11 protein-coding genes are annotated in these 12,820 nt (G+C 56.5%); 7 read left to right on the forward strand and 4 right to left on the reverse strand.

The features are described 5' to 3' along the window. Window positions 1-132: 132 nt before the first annotated feature. From VSS37_RS08440 to VSS37_RS08460, 5 genes are all read left to right on the forward strand, one after another. Entirely contained in the window at window positions 133-2,475 is a 2,343-nt protein-coding gene (locus VSS37_RS08440) for a hybrid sensor histidine kinase/response regulator (protein WP_324694392.1), read from the forward strand. Further along, window positions 2,456-2,779 carry an Hpt domain-containing protein gene (locus VSS37_RS08445; RefSeq protein ID WP_324694393.1) on the forward strand — a complete coding sequence of 108 codons (324 nt, stop codon included), beginning with the start codon at window positions 2,456-2,458 and terminating at the stop codon, window positions 2,777-2,779. Before VSS37_RS08440 ends, VSS37_RS08445 begins: the two co-directional genes overlap by 20 nt. Before the next feature lie 51 nt (window positions 2,780-2,830). Then, window positions 2,831-3,187: a hypothetical protein gene (locus VSS37_RS08450; protein WP_324694394.1), complete on the forward strand. Its 357-nt coding sequence runs from the start codon at window positions 2,831-2,833 to the stop codon at window positions 3,185-3,187. Window positions 3,188-3,266: 79 nt separating this feature from the next. Beyond that, the gene (locus VSS37_RS08455) at window positions 3,267-4,526 is read left to right on the forward strand and encodes an efflux RND transporter periplasmic adaptor subunit (protein WP_324694395.1); all 1,260 of its coding nucleotides are present in this window, start codon (window positions 3,267-3,269) and stop codon (window positions 4,524-4,526) included. A 9-nt stretch (window positions 4,527-4,535) separates the two neighbouring features. Continuing rightward, window positions 4,536-7,781, forward strand: coding sequence for an efflux RND transporter permease subunit (locus VSS37_RS08460; protein WP_324694396.1), 3,246 nt, complete (start codon window positions 4,536-4,538; stop codon window positions 7,779-7,781). Window positions 7,782-7,806: 25 nt separating this feature from the next. On the opposite strand, the gene VSS37_RS08465 is transcribed toward VSS37_RS08460, so the two are convergent. From VSS37_RS08465 to VSS37_RS08480, 4 genes are all read right to left on the reverse strand, one after another. Next, window positions 7,807-9,060 (reverse strand): FAD-dependent oxidoreductase, encoded by a 1,254-nt coding sequence (locus tag VSS37_RS08465; RefSeq protein ID WP_324694397.1) that lies wholly within the window; start codon window positions 9,058-9,060, stop codon window positions 7,807-7,809. 10 nt (window positions 9,061-9,070) lie between these two features. After that, entirely contained in the window at window positions 9,071-9,526 is a 456-nt protein-coding gene (locus VSS37_RS08470) for a c-type cytochrome (RefSeq protein ID WP_324694398.1), read from the reverse strand. Between the two features lie 99 nt (window positions 9,527-9,625). After that, window positions 9,626-10,849, reverse strand: a complete 1,224-nt coding sequence (locus VSS37_RS08475) for a DUF5666 domain-containing protein (protein WP_324694399.1) — start codon at window positions 10,847-10,849, stop codon at window positions 9,626-9,628. Further along, a complete protein-coding gene (locus tag VSS37_RS08480; protein ID WP_324694400.1) occupies window positions 10,839-11,675 on the reverse strand; it encodes a DUF6502 family protein in 837 nt (278 codons plus the stop codon). The genes VSS37_RS08475 and VSS37_RS08480 overlap by 11 nt, the downstream gene beginning before the upstream one ends. Window positions 11,676-11,826: 151 nt before the next feature. Between VSS37_RS08480 and VSS37_RS08485 the strand changes: the two genes are divergently transcribed. Together VSS37_RS08485 and VSS37_RS08490 are read left to right on the forward strand one after the other, a co-directional pair. Next, window positions 11,827-12,018, forward strand: a complete 192-nt coding sequence (locus tag VSS37_RS08485) for a hypothetical protein (protein ID WP_324694401.1) — start codon at window positions 11,827-11,829, stop codon at window positions 12,016-12,018. An 86-nt stretch (window positions 12,019-12,104) separates the two neighbouring features. Next, window positions 12,105-12,650 (forward strand): helix-turn-helix transcriptional regulator, encoded by a 546-nt coding sequence (locus VSS37_RS08490; RefSeq protein WP_324694402.1) that lies wholly within the window; start codon window positions 12,105-12,107, stop codon window positions 12,648-12,650. The last annotated feature ends 170 nt before the right edge of the window (window positions 12,651-12,820 follow it).

Consider the following 12,820-nt stretch of genomic DNA (forward strand, 5'->3'; position numbering starts at 1 on the left):
TAATCCTATGAAAACAAGTCTGCCGAAATGGGTTGTCAACCGGCCCGTCACTGATACACCCATCAGCTTCGCAACAATATTAGAAATTGGCAAAACTGCCATTTGACCACATGCTGAACTTGTGGCGGAGCCATGATGAATACCCATAATTTCAATAAACTAAGACTGCTGCAAGTTGTTGACAGCGTACTGCTGATTGCACTGCTAGGGTTCATCGCCTTATTGACATGGGTCAGCCTGACCAACTTGACCAGCAGGACTCACCAAAGCCTACTGGAATCCACGGATTTACTGCAAAACGCCCACAATGCGTTTACCCATCAGGTGGCGCTGGAAAAAATGGTTAGCCAGCACCACCTGACCCTTGAGCAACTCAACAGCGAACTTCTCAAAGCCGCCTTCACCCCTGACAACACAACCGACATTGTCCGCATCTCACAAACATTAGCCAAGCAGTTGGATGAGCAACAACATGATCTGTTGAAATTCTGGCCTAACAATGCAAATCCACAATTACGCTCCGATTATGGGCACAGTATTGGGGCCATCATCAAACTTGCTGAAAAACTGAAGGAAATTCCGCCCGAACAGTGGCGGCAAACCGCCATTGATGCCCGTGCGGACATCATGCAGGCTCACCAATCCATGAATGAAGTCAAAAGCCTGAACGACAATCTGGGTTACAACTTCAGTGAAAACGTCCAGCGATCCATTCAGCATGCTGTCGACAATACGCAGCAGATGGAAAACCGGCTGGGGCTGATCAAACAGCAGGCGCTCTGGGGCATGATAACCATCATGCTGCTGCTGTTGGTCAGCCGCTTATTCTTTTCCAGCCGCTTCAGCAAACTGCTCCAGTCCGCCCGCAACGCCCAGCAAATCGCAGAGGAAGCGGTCAAAACCAAAGCACGCTTCCTCGCCACCATGAGCCACGAAATCCGCACCCCCATGAACGGCGTGATTGGCATGACCCGTCTGCTGATGAACACACCAATGAGCAAGAAACAGACGGAATTCGTGGAAAGCATCCGCCTCAGCGGCGACCACCTGTTAACCGTCATCAACGATGTGCTGGACTTTTCCAAGATTGAAGCGGGCAAACTCGACCTCAAGCGCGAGGCGTTCGACCTCTGCTCCTGCATCGAAGACATCCTCAACCTGCTGAACGCCAAGGCGCTGGAAAAAAACCTGGAGCTGGCTTACGCCGTCGACCCCTCCATTCCCCTGTTCATCGAAGGCGACATGGTGCGCCTGCGGCAGGTGCTGACCAACCTGATCGGCAACGCCATCAAGTTTACCGACCAGGGCGAAGTCACCATTTTCGTCATGCCACGCAACCAAGACAGCAATGGATTGGAGCTGGAATTCCAGATCAACGATACCGGCCCTGGCATTCCGGGGGATCGGGTTGAAACCATTTTCGAGCAATTCAGCCGGGCGGATGACAAACAGGTGCAACGCCACGAAGGCACCGGCCTGGGCTTGGCCATTTCACGCCACTTGATTGAAATGATGCAGGGGAAAATCTGGGTCGAAAGCACGCTCGGCGTCGGCAGCCGTTTCCACTTCACCCTCAAGACCCGCGCGGCGAAAGGCCCGGACAAACCTTTCCTCCAAGATAATATTCCCGCCATTGTTGGCAAACGCATCCTGATTGCTGAAAACAATCCCGCCAATTGTCAGGCGCTCACGGATTTCTGCCAAGGCTGGGGCGCCGCCGTGGAGGCCGTCTACACAGCGACTGACGCCATCAGCCGGATTACCGGCGACAAGCGTTACGACATTGTCCTGGTGGAAAGCAACCTGCCCGGCGACGCGCCGCTGGAGCTGGGCAAACACATCCGCCAGCGCTACAGCAAACAGGAACTGCAACTGATCCTGATCGCCCCGCCCAATGACCGGCATCCCAAGGAAAGCGTGCGGGAACTTTACAACCTTTACCTGACGAAACCGATCACCCGCAGCCGCCTGTTTGACAGCCTGATGACCGTACTGGGTGAAGCCTGCCTGATGCCCGCCAAACCGGCAAAATCCCTGCTCAAGCTGGGCGAGCGCCTGCCGCTGACCATCCTGCTGGCGGAAGACAACCAAATCAACCAGATTGTCGCCACCACCATCCTGGATGAAATGGCTTACAAGGCGGATGTGGTGGAAACCGGCCTGCAAGTGCTCGACGCCCTGCACAAGCAACCCTATCAGGTCGTCTTCATGGACATGCAGATGCCCGAACTGGATGGGTTGGAAGCCACCCGCCGCATCCGCGCCGAATTCCCCCCCGAACGCCAGCCGGTCATTATCGCCATGACTGCCAACGCGATGGAAGGCGACCGCCAAGAATGCCTGGATGCAGGGATGAACGATTACATCAGCAAACCTGTCCTGCCAGAAGCCGTTGAAGCAGCCCTGCAACGCTGCTTTCAGGCACCTCCCCACCAGCCTGCGCCGGAGCAAGCCTATGAAACTGTTAGCGCCTGAAATCTTGCAACAACTTCCTGCGGTCATCCTGCCCCGTCTGGTCGTCATGTTTGGCGACGGCACGCCCCCCATATTGAGCGAGATCCGCCAATATGCGGACGCAGGCGACCTGCACGCCATGGGCAAATCCGCCCATAAGCTGAAAGGCTCCTGCGTCAGCCTGGGCGCGGAACACATGGCCGAATTGTGCAAGCAGCTCCAGCACAAAGGCGAAAACAATGATGCGGAAGGCGTCAGCGATATGCTGGAGGAACTGGAGCTGCTCTATCCCATGACCCTGGAAGCCTTGCAGGAAGCGGTATAATCTGCTTACCGTCTATTTCCAAAATTCCAGCAATGCTGCTACAGTTGGGGCATGCATAAACGCTTAGTGACACTGCTGATCCTCCTCATGATCGCCTTGCCGGTATGGTCGGCGAGCGTGACGTGCTGTCACTTGCAAAAAGCGCAACATGCCCGAGCCATGGAATCCCATGCTTGCTGTGAACACGCCAAGACCAACATCGGCCAGCATGGGCACCATGCCTCCAGCGCTGATAAGGGTGCCAAAACTGGCCAATGCTCATGCGATAAATTCCAGCATAGCCAATTTATCCTGAGCCTGCTGACCGTCCCCATGCCGCAACCAGTTGCCCGTTTCGAGCCTGAAAGCCGCGCCCCCGCACTGCCGCCGGAGCGGCAAGAAACCATCATCCGCCCGCCAATCGCCTGATCCTGCACGGGTTTACGCCCGCAATCCCATCCCCTTCCTTGCACAGGGGAACGTGAAATTGCAGAACGACAGGTGAAACATGAAAGTAATTGTATACATCGCATTTGGCGCCATGCTGTTTGGGGCCGATTCCCAATCCTGGGCGGAAGACGCCAGCCCAGCCGCCAATACACCCGACCCCAAACTCAAAGCGGCGCTGGAGTCACCGGACAAACAGGCTGAATCCATCTATGTCTGCCCGATGCACCCACAAATCCGCCGCCATGAACCGGGGAAATGCCCGATCTGCGGCATGGATCTGGTGCTACAAGAACACCACAGCCATGCCGAACAAGATGCCCCCACCGGCCCGCCAGCCGTGCAAGTCAGCCCAACGACGGCGCAGAGCATGGGCGTCCGCACCGCCAAAGCCGGTGAGCGCAACATGGCGCGGATCACCAACACGGTCGGCTACGTCAACTACAACGAAGACGCGCTGGAGCACGTCCACACCCGCGCCAAAGGCTGGGTGGAAACGCTCAACGCCCGCGCCGCCGGTGAAAAGGTGAAAAAAGGCGAGATATTGCTGGAATATTATTCCCCCGAAATCCTCGACGCCGAAAACGAACTGCTGGTCGCCAAGCGCACCGCCCACCTGATGTCGGAAAGCGGGCAAAAATCGCTGCTGGCCTCCGCCGAAAACAAGCTGCGCCTGCTGGATGTGCCGGAAGACATCATCAGCAAGCTACGCGCTGGCGACACAACCATCCGCCGCGTTCCGGTGCTGGCCCCGCAGGATGGCGTCATCACCGACATCGGCGTGCGCGAAGGCATGTACATTTCCCCCGAAAGCACCTTGTACACCATCACCAACCTTAGCTCCGTATGGGTGCTGGTGGATGTGTTCGACCAGCAGATGGATGCGGTGAAAGTCGGCAATATGGCGGAAATCCGCACCGATGCGCTCCCCGGCCATACCTGGGAAGGCAAGGTCGATTACATTTACCCCGATCTGGTCGGCCAGACCCGCACCCTCAAGGCGCGCATCAAGTTCGACATGCAGGACGCCAAGCTCAAGCCCAATATGTTCGTCGATGTGCGGATCTACGATGCCACCCGCAAGGCGCTGGCGATCCCCAAGGAAGCGGTGATCCCCACCGAAGGCGGCGCGCGCGTGGTGAAAGTCAGCGGCAAGGGCGAATACACCCCCGCTGACATCAAGACCGGCCTCAGCTCCGGCGATTACGTGGAAGTGCTGGACGGGCTGAAGGCAGGCGATGAAATTGTGGTGTCCGGCCAGTTCCTGCTCGACTCTGAAAGCAACCTGCAAGCGGGTTTCCGCCGTATGGGCGCGGAATAGGAGGCTGCCATGTTGACTGCGATTATCCACGCATCCATCCGGAACCGCTTCCTGGTGCTGATTGCGACCTTGCTGCTGGCGGCCTGGGGGGCGATTTCCATCCTGCGCACGCCGCTGGATGCGATTCCTGACCTTTCCGACGTGCAGGTGATCATCAAGACGGAGTTCCCTGGGCAGGCTCCACAGGTAGTGGAAGACCAGATCACCTACCCGCTCTCCACCTTGATGCTGTCCGTACCCAAATCTACCGTGGTGCGGGGTTATTCGATGTTTGGCGACTCCTACGTGTATGTGCTGTTTGAAGATGGCACTGACCCGTACTGGGCGCGTTCGCGGGTATTGGAATACCTGGGGCAGGCGGCCAGCCAGTTGCCTGCCGGAGTGGAGCCGCGCCTGGGGCCGGATGCCACCGGCGTCGGCTGGGTCTATGAATACGCGCTGGTGGACAAAACCGGCAAGCACGACATTGCCCAACTGCGCAGCTTGCAGGACTGGTTCCTCAAGTACGAATTGCAAACCGTGCCGGGTGTATCTGAAATCGCCACCGTCGGCGGCATGGTCAAGCAGTATCAGGTGGTGGTCGACCCGCAGCGTTTACGCGCCTATGGCCTGACCCTGGGCGAAGTCAAAATGGCCATCCAGAACGGCAACCAGGAGGCGGGCGGCTCGGTGCTGGAACTGGGCGAAGCCGAATACATGGTGCGTTCCAAAGGCTATCTCAGCAAGGTCGAAGACATCGAAGCCATTCCGGTGATGGTCGACAAGCAAAGCGGCGCGCCCGTCTTGCTGCGTGACATCGCCACCGTGCGGATTGGCCCGCAGATGCGCCGTGGCATTGCCGAGCTGGATGGGACAGGCGAAGTGGTGGGCGGCATTGTCGTCATGCGTTACGGCGAAAATGCCCGCGAGGTCATCCACAATGTCAAGGCGCGGCTGGAGACGCTGAAAAAAGGTTTGCCGGAAGGGGTGGAAATCGTCCCTACCTACGACCGTTCCGGCCTGATTGACCGCGCCGTGGAAAACCTCAGCCACAAGCTGTTGGAAGAGTTCGCGGTGGTGGCGTTGGTGTGCCTGATATTCCTGTTCCACCTGCGGTCGGCGTTCGTTGCCATCGTCAGTTTGCCCCTGGGGGTAATGGCCGCCTTCATCGTCATGCACCAACAAGGCATCAACGCCAACATCATGTCGCTGGGCGGGATTGCGATTGCCATTGGCGCGATGGTGGATGCGGCGATTGTGATGATTGAGAATGCGCATAAGCATTTGGAGCGAGCGACTACCCCCCATCCTAACCTTCCCCCGCAAGGGGGGAAGGAACAAGAGGGTATTCCGAACGAAGCTTCTACGCTCCCTGCCCCCCTTGCGGGGGAAGGGCTGGGGAAGGGGGGTAAAACGCTTGATCACTGGGACATCATCGCCGAAGCCGCCAGCGAAGTCGGCCCTGCGCTGTTTTTTTCGTTGCTGATCATCACCCTGAGTTTTATCCCCGTGTTCACACTGGAAGCGCAGGAAGGCCGTCTGTTCGCGCCGCTGGCCTTCACCAAAACCTACGCCATGGCGGCGGCGGCTGGCTTGTCGGTCACGCTGATTCCGGTGCTGATGGGCTATTTCATTCGCGGCAAGCTGCCGAAGGAAACCAGTAATCCACTGACCCGCGTGCTGATCTGGGCGTACCGCCCGTTGTTGCGCGCTTGCTTGTGGAAACCGTGGCTGACCCTGTTGGTGGCGGTGTTGCTGGCGGCTTCGGCGTATTACCCGCTGGCCCGTATTGGTTCTGAATTCATGCCGGAACTGGAGGAAGGCGACCTGCTGTACATGCCGACCACCTTACCGGGCATTTCCATTGGCAAGGCGCAGGAATTGCTGATGCAAACCGATCGCCTGATCAAAACCCTGCCGGAAGTCGAGCGCGTGTTCGGCAAGGTCGGGCGCGCCGAAACGGCCACTGACCCTGCCCCGCTGACCATGCTGGAAACCACCATCCTGCTCAAGCCTAAATCGGAATGGCGTGATGGCATGACCCTCGACAAGCTGATTGCGGAACTGGATAAGACGGTGAAATTCCCCGGCCTGACCAATGCCTGGGTACAACCGATCAAAACCCGCATTGATATGCTCGCCACCGGGATCAAAACGCCGGTCGGGGTGAAAGTTTCCGGCCCAGATTTGCAGCAGATCGAAACCATCGGCGCACAACTGGAAAGCGTGTTGAAAGGCGTGGAGGGCACGGCGTCGGTGATTTCCGAGCGCGTATCCGGCGGGCGCTATATCGAAATCACCCCCAACCGGGAAGCGGCGGCGCGTTACGGCCTCAATATTGCCGACATCCAGACCCTGATCAGTTCTGCGGTGGGCGGCAGCAATGTCACGCAAACGGTGGAAGGGCTGGAACGTTACCCAGTCAATCTGCGCTACCCACGTTATCTGCGTGATGACGTCGACAAACTGAAGGAATTGCCGCTGGTCACACCTTCCGGCGCGCAGATTCCGCTGGGCAAGGTGGCGGCGTTCAAGGTGGCGGAAGGCCCGCCCATGATCAAGACCGAGAATGCGCGGCTGAATGGCTGGACATTTGTCGATATTCGCGGCGTTGATCTTGGCTCCTACCTAAAGGCGGCGCAAGCCAAAGTCGCGGCGGAAATCAAACTGCCGCCCGGTTACAGCATCAGTTGGGCGGGGCAGTACGAATACCTGCTGCGGGTGAAAGACAAGCTGATGCTGGCGGTGCCCGCCACCTTGCTGATCATTTTCGTGCTGCTGTATCTGACCTTCCGCAATGTGACGGAGGCGCTGGTGGTGATGCTGTCGTTGCCGTTCGCGCTGGCGGGAGGCATTTGGTACGTGTGGTGGCTGGGCTTCAACTTCTCGGTGGCGGTCGCCGTGGGTTTCATTGCGCTGGCGGGGGTGGCGGCGGAATTCGGCGTGATCATGCTGGTGTACCTCGACAATGCCTGGAAACGGCATCAAACCGACGGCAAAGGGACATTGGCGGACTTGCGTGACGCCATTTTCGAGGGCGCGGTGATGCGGGTGAGGCCGAAAGCGATGACGGTGGCGGTGATTGTGGCCGGTTTGGTGCCGATCATGCTGGGCAGTGGCACAGGCTCGGATGTGATGCAGCGGATTGCCGCGCCCATGGTTGGCGGCATGATAACCGCGCCGCTGTTGTCGTTGCTGGTGATGCCTGCCATCTACCTAATATGGAAGCGGAATGGCCCACGCCCTAAACAAAAGCCACCGAAAACGGTGGCTTAAGCCTACTTCCAAGAGAAATCACTGATTAGCCAAAAGTATCAGAAAACAGATTCTCCGCCCAATCCAGCATACGGCTGTAGTTGCGGCTACTGGGCGCAGACGCCTCGCCACTGGAGGCAGGCACCACCTGCATCGTCCCGGTCGCCGCATCATAGGCAAACACGGCTGTCAGCCATGATGCCGTGGTGGATGAAATCGGGCTGAAACAGGCTGAATTGGTCATGGGTGCCGCATACGGCTGATTACCACCCAACAGGCGCAGGATTGCATCTGCACAGACTTTCGCTTCCGCATTGGCGATATGCCCAGCCTTGGGCTGACCCGTTCCCTGTGAATCCCCAATGACGTGGATATTGGGCATGACGGTGGATTCATAACTCAGCGGGTTCACCCCTGCCCATTTGCCGGACACATTCGCCAGCCCGATGGTATGGATAATTTCGCTGGCGGCCTGGGGTGGAATCACATTCAGCACATCACCCTTGTAATCGCCCATACTGGTATGGGCAATACGCTGGTCAGAATCAACCCCTTGCAATTCCGCATTGGGGATGTATTGCAGCATGTCACTGTAAGTCACATTGAATGCATTCTCAAAGGTGGTGCGCTCCGCTGTAATCGACGCATTCGCATCCAACACAATGACCCTGGAACCCGGCTTGTTGCGTTTCAGGTAATCCGCCACCACGCAGGCGCGTTCATACGGCCCCGGTGGGCAACGGTAAGGCGCGCCCGGAATGGTCATGATGAAGGTTCCGCCCGTTGGCATCGCCGCCAGTTGCTGTTGCAACAGGGTAGTTTGAGGCCCGGCTTTCCAGGCATGGGGAACCTTGCTGTTATCCAACCCTGGCACTGCCAGGAACTGCACGCCCGGCGCAATGATCAGGCGGTCATAAGGCAAGGTCGCGCCACTGCGCAACCGTACCACCTGATTAATGCCGTCCACGTTATCCACCCAGTCATTGACCACGCTAATGCCGTATTTTTGCGCTAGGGTATTGTAGTTGAAGGTGAGCTGGCTCAGGTTCATCTGCCCGTTCAGCACCAGATTGCTGAGGATGCATGAATTGTAGCTGGCGTTCGGCTCAATCAGGGTCACATCCACCGCATTCGACCAGTGGCGCAGGTATTTGGCGGCAGTCGCCCCGGCAAACCCACCGCCGACCACTATGACCTGTGGACGACTGCTGGCAGCCTTGATAATGCCTGGAAATGCAGTGACGGCGGAGGCCAAGCCCAGTGATTTCAGGAACTGGCGACGGTTTAATGGATTATTCATGATTGGCTCCTCAGTCCCCGTTCCGGGGCAGACCCGCAAGATAGGTGGCGATGGCGCTGATTTGGGCGTCGGAATACCCACGAATCTGCTTGTGCATGATGTCGTCAGTGACACTGCTGTTTTTCATTTCCAGCAATTCACTGGCCAACCCAGAAGCGCTTTCACCCCCGATCCCCTCAATCCCGCTGACTGAACCGCCGTCCGTACCATGACACTGAAAACACTGCGCGGCCAGTAAACGACCATCATTGGGCGTATACGCCGCCGTAGCGGCCCCACTGCCACTGGTTGCGCCACCCGTCGTTGTGGTATTGCCGCTGCCGACTCCCGTACTGCTATTGGAAGAATCCGAACCATCTGTTGTGGTGCTGGAATAATTGCCACCCGAAGCACTGCCGCCGCCCCCACAGGCGCTCAACAATATCCCTAGCGCAACCGCCAAGGGAATGTTTATACTCACTTTCATCACTGTCTCCTTTTACCAAGGGCTTACCCAAACGCTGGGTAAGTCGTCCATACCCCAGTGGTCGCAACACTGGGGTATCTTTAAAGCCTTACCAGTTGATCAATTTTCCCCTTCTTCTCTGTCTCCACGCTTGACCCGCAAAGCCAACAACTTGCCGTTGCCTAACGGCTTGACATTCACTTCCACAAAATCCCCCACATTCAGGTAAGGGAAACCCATTTGCCTGACATCATAAGCACTGTCATCTTCCCAGATGGTTGAGCTATCAACGATGATGGCAACACCCGCCAAAGTGAATTCCTGGGCGGAAGGATTGATGGCTGTAATATTGCCGCTCAGTTCATCAATCCCGCTGGAAACGGATTCCTTGATGGAAACCTCTTCAGCCACGATTGCACCGTTGGCATTGATCTGCCCATCGACCTCGACCAGTGCGTCCAACGCAAGCTGGGTAGCGGAGCCGTGCTCAAACTGCGTACCTGCATTGGCAACGACCGGGATGCTGTTGACCGCAAAATCATTGACGGAAACAAACCGGGTAATCACGCCCTCCAGCTCCATCCGGTTGCCTTCCGCAAACTGATGGCTAGCGCTTTGCAGTTCCAGTTCGGATGCAACCAGCCGCGCCCCATCAACCGCCCGCACACTCCTGACACGGACATATTGCCCAGCTTCAGGCGCCCCTGCCGGAAAGCCAATCAAGGCTGCACCAGAATAATCCACGCTCAGACCACCGATCAGCACCGTACTATGCAGGGCATCCACTTGCAGTACAGAACCTTTCAACTCCTGTGTCTCACCCGGCTGGTAATTGCCCTGATCAAGCCGGATATTGGAAGCGACAAGCACGCCTTGCGCATCCCTTACTCCGGATACTTCCACCACATTACCTGCCAACAGGCCAGTCAACTGCTTGAAACCTGACAGCACGGTCAACGCATTGGTGCGTACTGCCTGCCCCAGCACCTGAATGCTCACGTTATCGGTTGACACGCCGGTGACTGTACCGTTCAGTTCGCTGCTGAATGTAACTTCTGTCGCTGTGCCGGTAACGCCATCAGGGTTCACTGTCCCCTTGACAGTGACGTATTCACCGACGCTGTAATCGCCTTGGCCACCAGCCGCCATACCGTTACGGGTGAACGTAGCCTGGCCCACATCATATTCCACACCATTGACAAAAATACTGCCAAACGCGGTGATCGATCCAGAGGAAATACCAGTCCCACCAATCCCGCCAGTAGCCAATTGCAGGACGCCAGCGCCACATGCCGACAGCAACATGCCTAGCGCCAGGGTGACAAATAGGGTTCTAATCTTCATCAGGTTTTCCTTTGCCCACCTGTTCACTGACAGGTTCTTCAAAATAGTAAATGCCCACTCCCGCACGCATGCGCCCGCTTCCCCCAACCTGCGGATTGCCGTCCCGATCCTGTGTAGCCAGCCACTGGTTGAACCTGACAAGCAAGTCCATACCATCCTTACCGACCATTTCCTTGAGAACAGGCAAGGCTTCGACCGGCAAATTGTCGTAACTGACCTTGCGCTGAAAATACAATTGGCGGCGATCTTCCACCCTCATATTGTGGTCAATGGTGGCAATCAGGGCAGAAACATCTGTCCCCAGAATGCCCAGTTTTTCGTTTTCATCGGCATGCGGGATATAGCCATCCCCCAGCAAACGCACGAATTCACCATCCACCACAACAGCACCGACCCGATCCATTTCCCGCAACATTGCCCGATAGGGCATATCACCACTGTAACGGCTGACCAAGGCAGAGAAACTTCCCCTCTCTCCCAGTATCGGCAGCACAGCAGGTTTTCCCTCTGCATTGAGAAATTCGGCATCCTGCAACCAGCCTGTCATGACCCGCACCCCCCGGTTGTAACTGCCGGTTGGCGCCAGATCATCCTCATCCGCCACTTGTCGCAACTGGGCGACTTCCTTACGGGTCAAGCCTGTAGCAATAGCGATGCGTGAAGTCGTCGGGCGCTCTCCGTCGGCTTTCAACAGCTCTTCGGATGCTTCCACATAAACCTGCTTTGCCAACTGGCTGAACTCGCCAAAAGCCATTCCTTTCCGGTGCAGAATGCGCACCAGCGGCTTGAGGATTTTGCGGGCAGCTCGGTATAGCATATGAGTCATAACTTGGGATTTTATTCCCAAAAGATAAAAATATCAAAATCAGACCAAGCATTTTCCGGTTGCATACCAACATTATTAGACATATGCCATACATGTGTTGGTAATAAGGAAGGGGAAAAGCGACCGATGCCACTACTCCCCAAGAAGCAGCATGTTGCCCGAAGCCGGATCGAAACGGCACATCACCAGCAGCCATGATGCCGTTCCTTTGGTGATCGGGGAAAATCAAGACAAAAGGTTTGGCCGGAATCGTCAGGATAAAGGTGTCCTTGCTGGTCATGGCGGAAAGCTAGGCTTGCAGGGGTATTGTTTGCAGACTGGCTTTCCATACATGGGCCACTAATGCACTATGGGGCAGGCATGGATAAGCGGGGAAAACTTACCTACACTGTTACCCTTCACCAGATACCAAAAACATAGATCACCAACATGTTTCGCCCCAAAGACTCTTTTTTCATCGCGCTGCTAATATTCATTACCTTCCTGAATGGCATCGACTTCTACAACGACATGCAGGAAGAGGGTCACAATCAACTGCATCTGGCACTTGAAGCGCTGATCATTCTGGTTTCACTCTCCGGCGTCAGCTACCTGATCCGGGAAGTCCGCCAGCGGCGCCGTGAAATCGAAGCCCTGACGAAACAACTGAAAATTACCCACGCCGACCTCTCCGCCACCCGTGAAACATTGGATGAAACCCGCGCCAGCCTCTCCGAACTAGACAACAAACGCATCCAGGCCAGCCGTCAGTACGGCGAAGTCATCCAAGAACAACTGGAAGCATGGGATTTCACCACCAGTGAGAAGGAAGTCGCCCTGCTGCTGCTGAAAGGCCTGAGTTTTGACGAAATCGCCAACGTGCGCGACACCAAGGAAAAAACCGTCCGCCAACAGGCAACCGCCATCTATCGTAAATCCGGCCTCAACGGGCGGCACGAATTCGCCGCCTGGTTCTTCGAAGATTTTCTCAGCTGATCAAGCATCTGCAACGAAAAGCCGGATTTTTCCCCGCATAAGACATTTGCCCGATCAAGGCGAACATGACAGTTTGTTCATTTGACCCTTGCGCAAACTTGGGAATATTATCCCAAAAAAGTAAGTATCCCCCGGCAAAGCCGGGGGCTTTAGAATATGTGAGCCGCTCA

It is taken from the genome of Candidatus Thiothrix phosphatis, assembly GCF_035668035.1.
Lineage (GTDB): Bacteria > Pseudomonadota > Gammaproteobacteria > Thiotrichales > Thiotrichaceae > Thiothrix > Thiothrix phosphatis.

Bases quoted from the DNA above. Each gene is read 5' to 3' on its own strand.
- VSS37_RS08485 (WP_324694401.1), top strand. From the start codon at position 11,827: ATGTTGCCCGAAGCCGGATCGAAACGGCACATCACCAGCAGCCATGAT.
- VSS37_RS08455 (WP_324694395.1), top strand. From the start codon at position 3,267: ATGAAAGTAATTGTATACATCGCATTTGGCGCCATGCTGTTTGGGGCC.
- VSS37_RS08465 (WP_324694397.1), bottom strand. From the start codon at position 9,060: ATGAATAATCCATTAAACCGTCGCCAGTTCCTGAAATCACTGGGCTTG.
- VSS37_RS08450 (WP_324694394.1), top strand. From the start codon at position 2,831: ATGCATAAACGCTTAGTGACACTGCTGATCCTCCTCATGATCGCCTTG.
- VSS37_RS08460 (WP_324694396.1), top strand. From the start codon at position 4,536: ATGTTGACTGCGATTATCCACGCATCCATCCGGAACCGCTTCCTGGTG.
- VSS37_RS08475 (WP_324694399.1), bottom strand. From the start codon at position 10,849: ATGAAGATTAGAACCCTATTTGTCACCCTGGCGCTAGGCATGTTGCTG.
- VSS37_RS08490 (WP_324694402.1), top strand. From the start codon at position 12,105: ATGTTTCGCCCCAAAGACTCTTTTTTCATCGCGCTGCTAATATTCATT.
- VSS37_RS08480 (WP_324694400.1), bottom strand. From the start codon at position 11,675: ATGACTCATATGCTATACCGAGCTGCCCGCAAAATCCTCAAGCCGCTG.
- VSS37_RS08440 (WP_324694392.1), top strand. From the start codon at position 133: ATGATGAATACCCATAATTTCAATAAACTAAGACTGCTGCAAGTTGTT.
- VSS37_RS08445 (WP_324694393.1), top strand. From the start codon at position 2,456: ATGAAACTGTTAGCGCCTGAAATCTTGCAACAACTTCCTGCGGTCATC.
- VSS37_RS08470 (WP_324694398.1), bottom strand. From the start codon at position 9,526: ATGAAAGTGAGTATAAACATTCCCTTGGCGGTTGCGCTAGGGATATTG.